The organism is Solidesulfovibrio fructosivorans JJ] (assembly GCF_000179555.1).
In the GTDB taxonomy this organism is placed as follows: Bacteria; Desulfobacterota; Desulfovibrionia; order Desulfovibrionales; family Desulfovibrionaceae; genus Solidesulfovibrio; species Solidesulfovibrio fructosivorans.
In genome coordinates, this window is sequence record NZ_AECZ01000001.1 from 65,594 (window position 1) to 80,517 (window position 14,924).

The window sequence follows — 14,924 nt, forward strand, 5'->3', positions numbered from 1 at the left end:
CCTCGTTTAGCGGTTGGCCAGGATGGCGCTGGCCCGGCTGGCGGCTGCGGCCAGGATGGAGCCCCGGTCATCCGCGTCCGGACGCGGCGTTTCGCGGGGCTTGGTCGTTTCCTCGTGCTCTTGTTCCAACAGGTAGGACAGGCTTGGTGTCCAGGAATCGTCCGCGCAGGCATGGGCGATCATAGTGGCGTCCAGCAGGTGGTTGGTATCGCTCAACTGCTCCCAGACGTAGTTGCCGGCCCTGTCCTTGACCAGGCGCTCGGCGGCCAGATGCCGGGCGTAATCCTCCCCGGTTTGGCCATGGAGCAGCATGGGCTGCTTGGCGTCCTGGCGCAGACGCTTATAGAGCAGCCGCTTCAGGCTGTTGACGTCGAGAAGGTAGAGCTGCAGCCCGCCAGGGATGGGCCGGCCGGAGTGGGGCAGCTTGTCGATGGTCGTCCAGCTGACGTTGACGTGGTAGTCCCGGCTGCGTCCCTTGATCGGAAACAGCCGACCGTCACCGCGCGCCCGGCACCAGGAATAGACCTCCTCGGTGCGGGTCAGGATCTCGTGCTTGGTCTTGTTGCCGCCCGAGTCGATGCCGGCGCGCCAGATCCCGAGCGTCGAACCGTCACGGCCGAGGACAGGATAGCGCGTCCCGTGCACGAGCCCCATGACGTCCTCCCAGGTGCGCAGCTGGCCATAGTCCACGAGCCAGCTCTGCATTTCCCGGCCCCAGGCCAGGACGGAAAACCAAAAGCTGTCCATCTGGACATCGATGCCGCAGGTCAGCGCCACGGCTTCGACCGGCACGGTCTTGGCCGGCAGCCACATGGCCCGGCGCGACAGCACCGTTTCTTCCTTGGTGTCCAGCGCAATTGCCTTGAACGGCTTGGCGCAACGGCCATTGGCGTAGTCGCGCTTGACCCGGTCGTCATCGGAGTTTTCAGCGGTCAGCTTGTCCGCGGCAAACTCGGAAAGGGACACGAACGGCGACACCAGTGCCGGCAGATGGAAGCCCACGGCACGCGGCCGAAGCACGGGCTCGTCGGCGATCCATTCACCGCGCGCCACGGCCTGGTTCCGGGCGTGGTCGGTCCAGAGGTATCCGCAGTGCGGGCATTTGTAGCGGCCGAGCTTGCGCCGTTTGATCTCCCGGGGATCCTTGCAGTGCTCCAGGACAACCACGTGGTCCTCGTGCATGATCTGGACGGTGCCGCAGGCCGAGCAGGGCACCTGCCAACGGCGCAGCTCGTCGCAATCGATGGTGACGAAAATCCAGATGGCGCTGGTCTCATCGCCCATGGGTTTGGAGATTTTCAGTATTTTTCGCTTGTGGCCGTAGGAGATGGTGCGTTCCTCGAATTCCGTGATCGGCGCGCCCTGGCCCGCCAGCTGGCGGTAGAGGTCGATTTCGTCCAAGAACTCGTGCATGACCGTCACGGACGCGCGCTGGGCCGGCGACTGGGACGAGGCCAGATAGACCGGTGAGCCGTCGGTCAGCTCGAAAGCACCCTTGGCGTAACGGTAAAAGAGCCGGCGCAGGGTGGCGGAACCCCTGATGCGCGGCAGGAGCTTTTTCTCCACGGCCCGGGTCAGCGTGTCCTCGTCCGGCATGGCCACCAGCTTCGGGCCCGGGAAAAACTCCATGCTGTAAAACAGACTGGCGAACAGCAGCTCGGACTTGCTGATCTGCGGCGAGGCGCAGACGCCGACCTCTTCGACGCCTGGCTGGTACAGCGTGTCGATGATGCCGGGCATGTAGGGCGTGACGTCCATGCGCAGGCGGGAACCCGCGAACGGCCCGTCCTGCACCACGATGTTCTGGGCCGCCCAGACGGACGGCTGCGGCCGCACCCGCTTGCGGAAGATGCGGCGCTCGGCATCGGTGAAACGGAAGCAAACGAACTCGGGGACGGTCACAAGCCAAGCTCCTCCGCGATTTCCTTGCAACGCTGGGCGTACTCTTGCGGATCCAGATTCATTGTTCGCAATTCCGCCTTCCTGTGCTCATATTCTCGCCATTTAGGGCGTTCTTTATGATCCATGCCGTTATCTACCTCGCAATTCGGGGTATGCTGGGTAGGACAAATGTCCTACCCATAAAACGGCGCATTATCGTTCAAGACCCAATACAAGTCTGGCCCACGGCGGACGGCTACGGACACTATTTACACGTTACCTTCCTACCCCCATCAGGTTGGGCCGCGTCTCAGGCGCGGCATAGTCCACCCGGAAAAAGCCGAGCTTCCCTTTGCAAGGCATGAAGGGCAGGGGGGCGGCATCGGCGACGCGCCAGTGCCACTGGCCGGACTCCGCCCAGGGCGAGGCGCTGTGTCCCTGGTCGCAGCCGACCAAGCGGACCAGGCCCACGATACCGCCGGATTGCCGGCCCTCGTCCGGGAATCGCAGCCCTCCCGGCAGGCCGAAGCGGGCGTGGATCTCCTCGAGGATGTCCCGGGCCGTGGACAGGTTGAAGGCCGGACGGGCACTGGCCTGGATCAGGATCCGCCGGCCGACGTAGGCCGAGGGCAGCGGCCACGTGCGGTTTTCCACGCCCTTGAAGCCGTTGACCAGCAGCCAGGCCCAGGGCTGTTGCACGGCGATGGCGATGCGCGGGATGTCCATGATCAGCCCTCCCGCCGAAGGCGCACGCCCTTGTAGTGAAACGCGCCGAAGGCCTGGATTTTCGTAATCCAGGGCAGTTCCTGCAGCCGCAGGCTGAATACCCGGATATTCAGCAAGGCCTTTTCGTCGTCGATGCCCTGCTCTACGCAAAAGGCGAGGAACGCAGTGTAAAGGTCGGACGCCGTCTCATGGCCTTCTAGGTCGCGGTCACAGCGCTCCCGTAAAAAGCGGGCGACGATGTCGGGCTCGTTGGCGTAGGCGACCTCGCTCCCGGCGGCGCACTCGGGGCACAGCACCACGCCCTCGACGTCCACCACGGCCTCATCCTTCCACACGAGCGCGCCGCAGCCGCCGCAGTATTCGATCTCGCCGGCATCGCGCAGCCGGTCCAGGCGTTCGACCTCGGCCAGGAGCATGGTGATGGCGACGATGTATCCCCGACGCACCGGGCGAAGGGGGACCTTGTCGGCGTATTCGTTGACCGCCGGCCACGGTACGGCCGCTGATCCCGGGAACCCAGGCGGCGGCGTCACGGACAGCTCGTCGCTGTGGCGTGTGATCGCCGCCAGGATCTGGGCCGCGGCAGCCTGGGCCAGCTCGCCACGCTGGGCCGCATCGTCGTGTTCGGGAATGAAGCCTATGGCGATCTGCTTGGCGCGTTCGTCCAGGACTTCGGCCAACAGTGGCATTGTCGCTTTGGGGATAGGCATGCTCAACCTCCTTATGCAGGCTTGTATTCCCGGCACCACGAGAACTTGCGCACCGGGCCGTCGTCCTTGGCGCACAGGTAATGGCCGCTGTCGTTGAGGATTTTGAAGAACGTGCACCCATGGCAGCAGACCGGCGTGTCCTTGGAATAGTGGCGCTCCTTGCGCCGGAGGGCTTGTTCCTTCATGACTGCGTCCGCCGAAATTGCAGTTCCACCCAGACGCAAAAACCACGTGCCCTTCCAGGTTTTTCCCTCAAGACCTGCACAAATTCTGTAATCGTGCTGGAAAGAATCACTTCCTCGATGGCAGAAACGAGGTCGTTGCCGTTGCGCGACGTCGCCTGGAAATCGAAATTCGCATTTCTGCCCTTTGGATACCCGTTCGGGCGAACTACAATACTGCTCATGACCGATCCTCCAGAATCGACAACTCGGCAAAGCGCTCCAGGAACATCCGGTGCGCGTCGCGGGGCAGCAGGCCGAACTGGCCGGGATGACGCAGACCGATCTCGCGCAGGTCGTAGGGCTCGACGCCGACCATCCAGGGACGCGGCGCCGGGGCCATGAGGTATTCCGATTCGGTGGCCAGCAGGCGCTGGTCGGCGACGTGGATCTCCTCGGGGATCTCCCTGGGGAGATTCAAGCGGTGGGCGACGACCTCCCAGATCCTGGACTCGACATCCCGGAAATCCGGAAGCAGCGACTTGAGCGGCCGCGTGATATCGTTGGTGTAGGTCTCGGCCGCGTCGTGGAGCAGGGCCAGATACCGCATGGGCTTCGGCACGACGCGGGACACGTAGACGCAATGCTCGGCCACCGAGTAAAACCGTTTGCAGTGACCGTTGAAACGGCACTGGTTCGACAGCGCGTGCGCGATATCCTTGATGTTGACCATGTTCGACAATGGGTCCAACAGATCGAAGGCGAGTCCGCTAAACGTCTGGTTCCAGGGATTACCGCTCATGCCATGCTCCTCCGTTTTACAGGTTCAGGCCTGGCAAGAGGCCGCGTCGTCGGGCGCATCCGGCCCGAGCACGAACTCCCTGTCCGCCGACCAGGCATCCATCCAGTCCGCCGTGGCCTCCTCCCAGAGCAGCAGGAACTCCGGCAGCTTTGCCTCATCCCCGCCAACCGCCTCGATGATGCGCGCGCCGAGGAGCGGCCCGAAGTTTTCGATCTGGCGCTTGAAGAACTGGGCCCTGGCCGCCAGATCCCGCTCGACCTGCGCCCGCTCGACCAGCTTGCCCTCGAGCATCTCGCGTCGTTTCTGGGTTAGCTTGGCCTGCTCGCACTTGTAGTCCGCGTCGGCCGTCAGCCGCCGGCGGGCCTCTTCCGAGAGCTTGCTATCCTCTTCCTTGGCCACGGTGGGGAGGGCGGAGGCGTAGGCCAGCAGCACCGCCTCCTCGAACTGTCCGGCGGCATTGGTCGGCACGAGCCCGGCCTTGCAGTCGGCGTAGAACTTGGTTTTCTGGATCGAAAAACCACGACCCTGCAGATAGGCCAGGGCGGCCGGGCGCTTGGCGAAGAGGCGTCCCTCGCCGCTGACCGCCGTGGCCTTTTCCACCTCGTCGCGCACCTTCTTGAAGGCCTCGATGTTTTCCTTGGTCGGCGTATCGTTCATGCGTCTCTTGGCCCCTTCCTTGGCCCGCAGCAGGGCGGGCAGATCGGTGGCGGCGCTGCGCTCGAGGTAGGGCGTCAGGTCCTCGCTCATGCCGCGCCCTCCCCGACCGGAAAGGGCCGCCCATCCGGACGGGTGGCCACGTGGCCGGTGTGGTCCTGCCAGCGCCGCACGATCACGTCGCAAAAGCGCGGATCCAGTTCGAGGGTGCGGCAGGACCGCCCCAGGCCCTCACAGGCCATGAACGTGGAGCCGGAGCCGCCGAACGGATCGATGACCAGGTCGCCCGGACGGGAGGAGTTGCGGATGAAGCGCTCGAGGAGCGCCACGGGTTTCATGGTGGGGTGCGCGTCGCTGCGGGGCGGCTTGTCCACACTGATGATGGAGCCCGGAGCGATTTCCACGGACAGATCCTGTCCGGACACGAGATAGACGTTATCGCCGGCCGGGATCTGCACGCGGCCGTCATCCAGGAGCACCGCGCCCGGCAGCGCCTCGAGGAGTGTGGTCTGGCGGCGGCCGCCGAACCAGGCGTGACGGCCGGTCGGCTTCCAGCCATAGAGGATGGGTTCGTGCTGCCAGTGATAGTCCGAGCGGCCGAGCACGTGGACGTTTTTGCGCCAGATCAGGCACCCGGCCAGCTTGAAGCCGGCGGCCAAAAAGGACTCACGAAAAGTGAGTCCCTCGGTTTCGGAATGGGCCACGTACACGGCCGCGCCGTCGGCCAGCACCTCGAAAAGCGCGGCAAAGGCTCGGCCCAGGAATTCACGAAAGGCGGTTTCGCCCATGTTGTCGTTGAGGATCTTTCCGGCCTTGCCCTCGACGGCCACGTTGTAGGGCGGATCGGTAACGGCCAGCTCCGGGCGCTCTTCGCCGAGCAGTGCGGCCAAATCGGTCGAACTGGTGGCGTCGCCGCAAAGTAGCCGATGCCGGCCAAGCAGCCAGACGTCGCCTGGCCGTGTCAGCGGCGTCTCGGGCACTGGCGGCACGTCGTCGGGATCCGTGCGGCCGGAAAGCGGCAGCAGGCCGAGCAGTTCATCCAGTTCGGCCACGTCGAAACCGGTGAGCGCGAGATCCACATCCAGCTCCCGCAGCTCACCCAGCTCCACGGCCACCATATCCTCATCCCAGGCCGCCCAGGTGGCCGAGCGGTTGACGAGCAGCCGGAAGGCGCGCACCTGCGCCTCAGTGAGCCCGTCTGCCGGGATCACGGGCACCGTGGCCAGCCCCAGGCGCGCGGCCGCATCCAGGCGCAGGCGGCCGTCGACCACCTCGCCGTCACAGCGCGCCAGCACCGGAACCCGAAACCCGTATTCCCGAATCGCCGCCATCATCCGTTCCACCACATCCTTGCCGTATTTGCGCAGGCCCCGCTCGTAGGGCCGCAGCCGCGCCAGCGGCCATTGTTCGAGTTTGAGCGTTTCCATCCGATCGTCCCCGTGCTACTGCCTCCGGGCCATGCATGGCTGGAGGGCTGGGGTTTCCTGGTCGGATGCTCCTGTCATCCGGCCGCCGGTCGGAGCTGCAACTCCGGCAGGCAGCCCTCCATTTACTTAATTGCGCTCTTCGCCCTAAAAGCTTCGTCTGATTTTTCGCGCCACAACTCTTTTGGGAAAGATGCAGCATAAAGGAATGCCACTACTTCCATGACATGGAAGCCGCCACGACAACCTTTTTCTAAGTCCATCATGGCTTCCTGCGGGCCATACAAGTGGCAATAGACTTCATAAACCTTTTTAATTACGCCTTCAGGCAGAGACCAAGACTTTCTTTCAAGATCACGCGTCTGCACTGGATAGAAATCCATTCTTATCTCCTTTTTTACGCCGCTTCAGGACAGCGCCAGAAGTCCAGTCGGGCCCAGCCGGCAAACGACAGATTTGCCGTCTCGGGATCCGCGCGCCGCACAATGGCCGCGACCTGCCCGTTGCCATCGGAGCGGCCGAACACGCCGCGCATACCCTCGACCGAACGCATGCCCCGGTAATCCGCGAACCACAGCACCGCCTCGAGGCACGCCCCGAAAAACATCCCCGCGATGCGATCGCACTCCGCCGCCGGAACCTCCCGCGACACGCGCAACGCCAGCAGCCGCTCGGCATTGCTGTCCCGGCCGGGCACGAGCACAGGCTCCACACAGTATCGCGCCATGGCCTCGAGCAGCTCGCGGAGCGGCACCAGCTCGAACGCGGTCACGTGGTCTGGATCGAGCCAACGGACGGTTGGAGCGTCCTCCCGGGCCTGGGGCACATCCGGAACGGACGCACGCGCATCTTCTGTCGCCGCCGGCGCATTCTCGACCGCGCCGCCCCGCGCCGCCTCTTCTTCTCCCGCCCCCACGCAACGCGGCTGTCCAGGCGGCAAAAGTCCTGGACGCAACACCGCCGGCAGCCCGGCAAGGATCCAGGCGCGCAGATTCGCACCCTTCTCGAAGGCCTCGCCGGGATCCTTGCCCACTGGGACGGGCCAGCGTTTGGCGCGCGGGAAGCTGGCCATCCACCGGGCGCACCCCTTGGCCCCGGCCCCGTCCTTGCCCTCGGCGTCCAGGGCCACCAGGATGGCCAGGGCGTCGTGCAGGGTTTCGAGCACCCCGGCTTCGATCTTCCTGACACTGGCCGTCATCACCGACACAGCCCCGGCCAGATCGCCGGCCACGTGGTGCAGCATGAGCGCGTCCAGCTCGGACTCGACCACCACAAAGGCGCGCGCGTCGCGGCCAAGGATCATGGCGTCCATGTTCGATCCGGGAATGACGTAGTATTTCGTCTCCGCGCGGAACTCGCGGCGATCGGCCTCGGGCCGGCGGATGCGCAACCGTGCGACGGGGCTGTCCGGGGCAGTGCCGGCGAAATGCGGGATGACCAAGCCGCGGGGGATCCAGAAGGTCTTTTTCAGCGTCGGCTTGCCGCTCTTGTCCGGCTTTCCCTCGACCGGCGGCAGGCCCCATCTGGCGCGGGGGCGGATGAGGCAGGACCGTCCCTTCTCACCCGGGTTCCAGCCCAGGCGGTAACGCTGGACAGCCTCGAGGGGCAGACCGCGCGCGGCGAGCCAGGCAAGCTCTTTAGGACTGGCGAGGAGCTGCTGGTGGGCCCAGGCGGCAAAGTCGGTCGCCTTTTGGGTCCACAGTTCGGCCGGAGGCACGGATGGCGCGGCCTCGAACGTGCCCTGACCGGCGGACGGCTTCGGCGGACGCGGCAGGGAGGATGCCGTGGCCCGGGCCGCCTCGATACCAAGATGGCGACAGGCCTCAACGTAGGACATGCCTTCATAGTCCCGCAGGAACTGGATGGCATCGCCGTAAGCCCCGCACTGACGGCACCAGTAGCCGCCGCGCCCCTCGTGGTCAGCCGGCTTGATCATGCAGCGGTCTTCGCCGCCGCAGGCCGGGCAGGGCGCTGCCCACTCGCCGCCCGTTTTCTTCTTCGGCGCAAGCCCGTGTGCCTCGAACAAACCAAGCAGATCAGCGGCCATGGCGGCAATGTCCTGTCTGCATGGCAAGGTCCTGGCAATATCCTGGCCGTAACCACCTATCTTTCTTTTCTTTTTTAAGAAATAGGATGATAGGATAGGACATGATGGTATGCTCCGAGCCGAGGTTTGAACGTTTAGCCGGCATTACATGCCGGGGTCCTGATGTCCTGGCGCACCCCTCCGTCCAGGAAACGCGCCCCTTTCCGCCACCAGGACAATCCAGCCGGAAGGTCCTGGAGAACGTCCTATGTCCTGGCCTTACTTCGGGCCTTTTCCCCAGAGACTTTTTCCGTAACTACCTTCTTTATCTGCCCTTTTGTCTGGATATGCGTCCTCGGCGACGGGATTGAGCTGCACGCCGTAGTAGTAGACGGTGCCGCCCTTGCGATCCTTGTGGATCTTCCGCCCGAGCTGCTTGCCAAATGCGTTCATGCTGGGGACGTATTTCCCCCGGTTCTTGAAGTACCAGCGGGTGTAGAGGTCGTAGATCGCGGTAGCCGAAACACGGTCCGTGGGATCCGTGGTGAGGAGGCACTCGTCCACGAAATCCTGCACGTGGTCCTCCTCCCGCTGGTATTCCTCGGTGGCCGCCAGCACCGATGCCGGTGGCGCGATGCCGTCGCGCTGCCAAAGAAGACAACCCCGTACCAGCCAGGCCAGGATCCCGGGCAGCTCCTTTTCGAGCCGTTCGGGTATGGTGCGATCGCGTTGCCGCTCATGCTCCCGCGTGGGCTTGTCCACGTAGCGGTAGGGGAAATTGACCAGGCGAAGCCGATCCCAAAAGGCGTATTCGTGGGCCCCGGCGTGCGGCTTGTGGTTGGTGAGAAGGAAAAGCGTGTGCGTCGGGTAGAAGCTGGAAGGATCACGGTCCCACATGTAGCGGCCGGTCAGGCGATCATCGCCCGACAACCACTTGACCCGGGCGATGGAAAACCGACGGTTCTCGTCGGACTCGGTGGCGTAGGCGATGCGCAGGCCGTTGAGCGACATGATGGTGGGCGTGGGCTTGTCCGCGTCCCGGGCCTGCCCCTGATCGAGGAGCAGCTCGGCCGGGATCGGCGCCATGTAATCGCCCAAGACCTTTCCCAAGGTCTCGACCATCACCGTTTTTCCGTTGCGGCCGTCCCCGGCCAGCACCACAAAAAGTGGCTCGCACGACAAGCCGGTGATGGCGTAGCCGAACACACGCTGCAGGAAGGCGGCTACCTCTGGGTCGTCGCCGACGATCTCCTGGACGAAACTGGGCCAAAGCGGAACCGGCGCATCAATGCCCTGCCACTCGACGCCGCAGGTCCTGCGCACACGATCCCCAGGTCGCGCTTTGCGGAACTCCCCGGTGTGCAGATCCACCACGCCGTTGGCCACGCCGAGCAGGTATGGATCCGCGTCGAACTCCTCCATGCGCACCAGCAGCGGATCGTCATTGGACAAAGCGAACCGGAGCGCGGCCGAGACACCGGAACCCTCTCGAAGATCATCGACGTTTTTGCGCAGCCGCTTGGAGAGGCGCTGCAGGCGTTTTTCCGCCTCGTCGTCCCGGGCCTGTTTGACCTCCGAAATCTTGAGTTCCGTTTCGAGGCGCGTCTGTTCGTATTGGGCGACGACGGCCTCGACCAAGGCCTCGGCCCGGTAGACAGTGACCTGTTTCCAGTAAGCGCCCGTCCACTCGAACCACTGGCTTTTGAGTTCCGGCGCGCAAAGGAGGGTCCCCTTGTGCACGGCGGCGTAGAGGATGCCGTCCCCCTTTTGCCCGGCGTAGAGGCAGCGTTTGACGAACTCGTAGTCAATGACCGGCGCGGCGTCCGCGGCCTCAGTCCCTTCCTCTTTCACGCGCTCGGCCACCTGGGCGGCGGCGGCCTCGATTTCTTCCGGCGTCGGATCTTTTCGATCAGGCATGGTCAGGCAGTCCCCACAGGTCTAGCCCCCGGCAAGCCGAGCTGCCGGCGACGGTTTTTTCCGTTTTTCCGCCAGATTTTTTCCGCAAAATTCCGCGACACCCCGCACCCCAACGTGCGCGATGCTAAAAGGCCCCAGGAAGGACCCGCGACCAGGGCCAGGCCGCCAGGACCTCGCTGGACAGTTTTAGAGAGATGAGAGAGGGAGAGGGGGGCGGAAAGAGCCGCCTCGCTGGCGCTCGGCGGGATCGGTAGCGCCTTCAGGCCGTGCCGCGCGGACGAACGTCCTGGAAGCGGCACACACCTGACGGCGGCACGGTCTGAAGGCGCGTCACCATATGCATTCCAGGCGGTGAATGCCTCAAGCGGATAAATCGGGGGATAAATAGCTGTGGGCCGAAACCGTGCTCTACCCAGGCAGCCAACGAGGAAGTGCGGTTGGAAAATGTGGACATTGGGGGCATCCGTGGCTATCACGGGGACCGACCCCGGGCCTCCGGAGCCAAAGGCCGGGCGTTCGAATCGCCCATTGCCCACCATAGATTACAAAGGGTTACGGTTACTGCCGTAGCCCTTTTTGCGTTTCGACAAGTAACGGCGTTGTGGCTGATGATCAGTATTGCCTGTGTGCGGTTGTTCGGCTATTTTTTTATAAAAGTATACTAACGCGCGTATGACCGCGCGGTAGGGCGCCACTGCCAATGCCTTCGATCTTCGTTTCCCACGGCGCGCCAAGGTGGTGCCTGCAAACGCAGTCGACGCGGGATTTTCCGAGGAAACTTGGCGAGGTCCCTGACACCGGGAACCACCCACCCCGGCATGGGGAGACTCCTGAACGACGGCTACACCTTTGGTTTGTTGTCCATGACGGATTGAGCCTGGGAATAAACCCGGGACAGCCAATGCACGGCGCAAGAAACCTACGGAGCGCCCATGGCCGTGACGACCATCGACGATCCCCTGTTCGACCAGGAATGTTATCTGCTCAATACCGGCCAGAACGGCGCGACGCCCGGCATCGACCTCAATGTCGCGCTGGTCTGGCCGGACTACACGGGCCAAGGCGTCACCGTCGGCGTCTTCGATACGGGGGTGGAATACGACCATCCCGATATCAGCGCCAATCTCGACGTCTCCTTGAGCTTTTCCGCCATGGAGAACGGGGCGGATGGGCAGCCCGTCCTGACCGAGGACAACCACGGCATGGCCGTGGCCGGCGAGATTGCCGCCGTGGCCGGCAACGGCATCGGCGGCGTCGGCGTGGCCTATGACGCCGCTTTGGCCTCGATCTACCTCGACTTGTCGGAGCAGGTGGAGGATGGCCAGCTCAAGGCCGCCTTTGCCGATGCGCTGCAACGTACCGTCGGCGTCTGCGATGTGATGAGCAACAGCTGGGGATTTAGCGGCGTCTTCGACAATTTCAACGCCCCCGAGGGGCAGGGCATGGGAGAGGCGTTGTCCCGGGCCGTATCCGAGGGGCGAGGCGGGCTTGGGGCCATCGTCGTCTTCGCCGCCGGCAACGAAAGGGAAGAGGGCTTCGACGCCAACGCCGACAATCTCACCAACTCTCCGTACGTCATTTCCGTGGCGGCTGTGGACAACACCGGCAAGGTGAGCAGCTACAGCACCCCGAGCGCCTCCAATCTGGTGGCCGCGCCGTCCAATTCCCATTACTACACCTGGGAAACCGTCGTCATCCCCGCCGAGGACGAGGACGGCGAGGACGAGGTGATCCAGGAGCTTGTGTCGCATTCCTACGGCGACATCGTGACCACCGACCGGGTGGGGACGCTTGGCTACAATACTGCGGCCTCGCCGGAAGGGGATTACGCCTACGATTTCAGCGGCACCTCGGCCGCCGCGCCCCTGGTCTCCGGCGTCGTGGCCCTCATGCTCGAGGCCGACCCCGTCCTTGGCTACCGCGACGTCCAGGACATCCTGGCCCTGACCGCGCGCAACACGGACGCCGCCGGCGATTGGACCGTAAACGGCGCGACGACCTGGAACGGCGGCGGCATGCATGCCAGCCGCGACGTGGGCTATGGCCTGGTGGACGCCACCGCCGCCGTACGTCTGGCCGAGACCTGGGACACGCAAAGCACGACCGAAAACCTTCTCGTGACGACCGGCGAGGCCGGGGTCGGCGTCACGCTCCCTGACGACGGCACCGGTTCCGTTTCCTCCGGCATCGCCATGGCGGCCGGGGTTGCCGTGGAGCGGGCCGAAATCGTGCTCGACCTGTCCACCGAGGACGTCTCCGGCCTGACCTTCGTCCTGACCTCGCCGGCGGGCACCCAAAGCGTCCTCTTCGACGCGCCGGGCATGGCCGGGGCGTATCCGGCCAATTTCGCCATGACCTCCACCGCCTTTCTGGGCGAATCCTCCCAGGGCGACTGGATGCTGACGGTCAACGACACCAAGGCCGACGGCGCGACCGTGGACCTGGACGGCTGGACGCTCAACCTCTACGGCGCGGCCGCGACCGACGACACGCGCTACGTCTATACCAACGAGTACGGAACCTACGCCGCGCAGGACCCCTCGCGCACGCTGCTTGTCGACCTGACCGGCACGGACACCATAAACGCCTCGCCCGTGACGGCCGGGTCCGCCGTCACCCTGGCGCCGGGGACCGTCAGCCTCATCGACGGGGCGGCCGTTGTCCTGGCGCCGCTGACCACCATCGAGAATCTCGCCACCGGCGACGGCAACGACCTGCTCGTGGACAATGACGCCGACAACAGCCTGTATGGCGGCCGGGGCGACGACGTGCTCATGACCGGCCGGGGCGACGACAGTCTCGACGGCGGCCCGGGCTTCGATGTGGTCGGCTTCCCCAACATTTATGCGGATTATACGATTGGAACGGACACGGGTGTGCTCACGGTGTCGAGCCAGGCCGGGGTCAAGACCATCGCCAACGTCGAGGCCTTGTCCTTTGCCGACCGGGTCGTGCCCGCGACGGATGCGCTGACCAGGACGGACTTGGGCAATACGAACGGCTTGCTGGCAGTCGTGGGGTGAGAAAAGGCACGGGCCATACAATCAAAAAGTTGCCAAAAGGGAGAGCGCGAGAGGGATACCCTATGAAAAGGGTTTCCCTCTCGCATTGCTTTTAGCCTTAGCCGGCTTTCGCTGCCGAGGCGACCGGCTCCGACGCCATGGGCATGGGCCCGAGCGCCGTGCAGACCTGGTTGCGGCCGAGCTTCTTGGCCTGGTACAGGGCCTTGTCCGCCTTTTCCAGCAGTTCCTTGCGCTTGGCCAGCGAACCGGGGACCATCGTGGCCACGCCGATGGAGATGGTGATGGAAAATTCCTGGCCATCGTGGTTGAAACGGGCGTCGCCGATCACGCCGCGCAGCCGCTCGGCCAGCACGCGCGAAGGCTCCTCGGCGGTCTGGGGCAGGATGACCGTGAACTCCTCGCCGCCGTAGCGGGCGGTGAAATCCGTGCTGCGAAGCGTATCCGAAAGGAGGCGTCCCACCTCGCGCAGCACATGGTCGCCGACAAGATGCCCGAACCGGTCGTTGATGCTCTTGAAATGGTCGATGTCGAGCATGAGCAGGCTCATGGGGTGGTGGTACCGCTGGTGGCGCCGCAACTCCTCGACAAGACGCTCGTCAAACGCCCGACGGTTGTGGATGCGGGTGAGCCCGTCGTGATCGGCCCGGATCTTGACCTGGTTGAACAGCGCGGCGTTGCGCAGGGCCAGGGCCAGATGGTTGATGGAGGCGTAAAGCGCCTGCACCTGGTCCTTGCCGAGCGCCTTGCCCTGATCGCGATAGAGGATCAGCGCGCCGAAGGTGTCCCCCCCGACCCGAAGCGGCAAGCGGATGGTTTCCTCGGGAGCTTGCGGGATGGCCAGCGGCTCCCGAGTCACGCCGCCTTCCAGAAAGGTTGTCCGATAGCTCTGCATGGACTTGCCGGAAAGCTTGGTCCCGTGGCGCAGCAGCTCCTCGGTCCAGTACCGTTCGGTGGTATGGTCCATGTCCGGTTCCAGGAACAGTTCCGCTTCCATGGCCCCGGAGCTTCCCGGTTGCCAGATGACGCCCAAAAGCCCGCGCAAGGGTAACAGCAGTTCCAGGTCCTCCCGGGCGTTGTCCAGGATGACGGTGGGGTCGAGGGACTCCGAGGCGCGGGTGAGGATGCGGTTCAAAAAGAGCACGAGGTCGGTCTTGCGGGCGAGCAGTTCCCGTTCCAGCATGATCTCGCGGGTCATGCGGAAAATATCGTCGTAAAGGCTTTTGACTTCCTTGGCCCGGAAGATGACGTCGCGGATCTTCTTGTCGGTCAGGGGCTCGGAGATGGCGGAGAGGAAACCGTCCTCCAGCACTTCGTCGAAATCGGCCACGGACTGGTCGGCGGCAAGCACGAGCACCCGCTGGGGCACTTCCCAGTCCTCCAGGCGTCGGCGGGCGTCGGCGGGCAGGGCGTCCCAGGCCTCCTTGACCACGAAGATGACCAGGGGGGCGGACCGGCCCATGTCGCGTTCCGCCGGGTGGCGGCCGACAGGCCAGTTGCGCAGGGTGTAACCACTGCCGAGGGCGGCAGAAACTGCCGACTCGAGGGCATCCGTGAGGCCAATGCCCCACACTTGTTCCGGGCGCATGCCGCGCGTCATAAC

The 14,924-nt window shown here is 64.6% G+C and carries 13 protein-coding genes; 1 reads left to right on the plus strand and 12 read right to left on the minus strand.

Annotated features, from left to right (window positions below; genetic code table 11):
* Nucleotides 1-6 precede the first annotated feature (6 nt).
* The 11 genes from DESFRDRAFT_RS00345 to DESFRDRAFT_RS00385 form a co-directional block, all read right to left on the minus strand.
* Nucleotides 7-1,902: a terminase gpA endonuclease subunit gene (locus tag DESFRDRAFT_RS00345; protein ID WP_005990016.1), complete on the minus strand. Its 1,896-nt coding sequence runs from the start codon at nt 1,900-1,902 to the stop codon at nt 7-9.
* A 255-nt stretch (nt 1,903-2,157) separates the two neighbouring features.
* Nucleotides 2,158-2,607: an ASCH domain-containing protein gene (locus DESFRDRAFT_RS00350; protein WP_005990017.1), complete on the minus strand. Its 450-nt coding sequence runs from the start codon at nt 2,605-2,607 to the stop codon at nt 2,158-2,160.
* A gap of 2 nt (nt 2,608-2,609) precedes the next feature.
* Nucleotides 2,610-3,317 carry a hypothetical protein gene (locus DESFRDRAFT_RS00355; RefSeq protein WP_005990018.1) on the minus strand — a complete coding sequence of 236 codons (708 nt, stop codon included), beginning with the start codon at nt 3,315-3,317 and terminating at the stop codon, nt 2,610-2,612.
* A gap of 11 nt (nt 3,318-3,328) precedes the next feature.
* Nucleotides 3,329-3,502, minus strand: coding sequence for a hypothetical protein (locus DESFRDRAFT_RS22450; protein ID WP_005990019.1), 174 nt, complete (start codon nt 3,500-3,502; stop codon nt 3,329-3,331).
* Nucleotides 3,499-3,723: a hypothetical protein gene (locus DESFRDRAFT_RS21685; protein ID WP_005990020.1), complete on the minus strand. Its 225-nt coding sequence runs from the start codon at nt 3,721-3,723 to the stop codon at nt 3,499-3,501. Before DESFRDRAFT_RS21685 ends, DESFRDRAFT_RS22450 begins: the two co-directional genes overlap by 4 nt.
* Complete coding sequence (locus DESFRDRAFT_RS00360; RefSeq protein ID WP_005990021.1) at nt 3,720-4,280, minus strand: HD domain-containing protein; 561 nt, start codon at nt 4,278-4,280, stop codon at nt 3,720-3,722. The genes DESFRDRAFT_RS21685 and DESFRDRAFT_RS00360 overlap by 4 nt, the downstream gene beginning before the upstream one ends.
* Before the next feature lie 24 nt (nt 4,281-4,304).
* Nucleotides 4,305-5,027 (minus strand): hypothetical protein, encoded by a 723-nt coding sequence (locus tag DESFRDRAFT_RS00365; protein WP_005990022.1) that lies wholly within the window; start codon nt 5,025-5,027, stop codon nt 4,305-4,307.
* Nucleotides 5,024-6,361: a site-specific DNA-methyltransferase gene (locus DESFRDRAFT_RS00370; protein ID WP_005990023.1), complete on the minus strand. Its 1,338-nt coding sequence runs from the start codon at nt 6,359-6,361 to the stop codon at nt 5,024-5,026. The genes DESFRDRAFT_RS00365 and DESFRDRAFT_RS00370 overlap by 4 nt, the downstream gene beginning before the upstream one ends.
* A gap of 122 nt (nt 6,362-6,483) precedes the next feature.
* Nucleotides 6,484-6,741, minus strand: coding sequence for a hypothetical protein (locus tag DESFRDRAFT_RS00375; protein WP_043793497.1), 258 nt, complete (start codon nt 6,739-6,741; stop codon nt 6,484-6,486).
* Between the two features lie 14 nt (nt 6,742-6,755).
* Nucleotides 6,756-8,432: a CHC2 zinc finger domain-containing protein gene (locus DESFRDRAFT_RS00380; protein ID WP_233489527.1), complete on the minus strand. Its 1,677-nt coding sequence runs from the start codon at nt 8,430-8,432 to the stop codon at nt 6,756-6,758.
* A 231-nt stretch (nt 8,433-8,663) separates the two neighbouring features.
* On the minus strand, nt 8,664-10,301 hold the full coding sequence (locus DESFRDRAFT_RS00385; protein WP_005990025.1) for a DNA primase family protein: 1,638 nt from the start codon (nt 10,299-10,301) through the stop codon (nt 8,664-8,666).
* 932 nt (nt 10,302-11,233) lie between these two features.
* Between DESFRDRAFT_RS00385 and DESFRDRAFT_RS00390 the strand changes: the two genes are divergently transcribed.
* Complete coding sequence (locus DESFRDRAFT_RS00390; RefSeq protein ID WP_005990026.1) at nt 11,234-13,324, plus strand: S8 family serine peptidase; 2,091 nt, start codon at nt 11,234-11,236, stop codon at nt 13,322-13,324.
* Nucleotides 13,325-13,421: 97 nt separating this feature from the next.
* Here the strand turns inward: DESFRDRAFT_RS00390 and DESFRDRAFT_RS00395 are convergent, their stop codons facing one another.
* On the minus strand, nt 13,422-14,921 hold the full coding sequence (locus DESFRDRAFT_RS00395; RefSeq protein WP_005990028.1) for a GGDEF domain-containing protein: 1,500 nt from the start codon (nt 14,919-14,921) through the stop codon (nt 13,422-13,424).
* Between the last annotated feature and the right edge of the window lie 3 nt (nt 14,922-14,924).

Coding starts and splice junctions, on each gene's coding strand:
- DESFRDRAFT_RS00370 (WP_005990023.1), bottom strand. CDS start 6,361: ATGGAAACGCTCAAACTCGAACAATGGCCGCTGGCGCGGCTGCGGCCC.
- DESFRDRAFT_RS00385 (WP_005990025.1), bottom strand. CDS start 10,301: ATGCCTGATCGAAAAGATCCGACGCCGGAAGAAATCGAGGCCGCCGCC.
- DESFRDRAFT_RS00355 (WP_005990018.1), bottom strand. CDS start 3,317: ATGCCTATCCCCAAAGCGACAATGCCACTGTTGGCCGAAGTCCTGGAC.
- DESFRDRAFT_RS00365 (WP_005990022.1), bottom strand. CDS start 5,027: ATGAGCGAGGACCTGACGCCCTACCTCGAGCGCAGCGCCGCCACCGAT.
- DESFRDRAFT_RS21685 (WP_005990020.1), bottom strand. CDS start 3,723: ATGAGCAGTATTGTAGTTCGCCCGAACGGGTATCCAAAGGGCAGAAAT.
- DESFRDRAFT_RS00390 (WP_005990026.1), top strand. CDS start 11,234: ATGGCCGTGACGACCATCGACGATCCCCTGTTCGACCAGGAATGTTAT.
- DESFRDRAFT_RS00395 (WP_005990028.1), bottom strand. CDS start 14,921: ATGACGCGCGGCATGCGCCCGGAACAAGTGTGGGGCATTGGCCTCACG.
- DESFRDRAFT_RS00350 (WP_005990017.1), bottom strand. CDS start 2,607: ATGGACATCCCGCGCATCGCCATCGCCGTGCAACAGCCCTGGGCCTGG.
- DESFRDRAFT_RS00360 (WP_005990021.1), bottom strand. CDS start 4,280: ATGAGCGGTAATCCCTGGAACCAGACGTTTAGCGGACTCGCCTTCGAT.
- DESFRDRAFT_RS00375 (WP_043793497.1), bottom strand. CDS start 6,741: ATGGATTTCTATCCAGTGCAGACGCGTGATCTTGAAAGAAAGTCTTGG.
- DESFRDRAFT_RS22450 (WP_005990019.1), bottom strand. CDS start 3,502: ATGAAGGAACAAGCCCTCCGGCGCAAGGAGCGCCACTATTCCAAGGAC.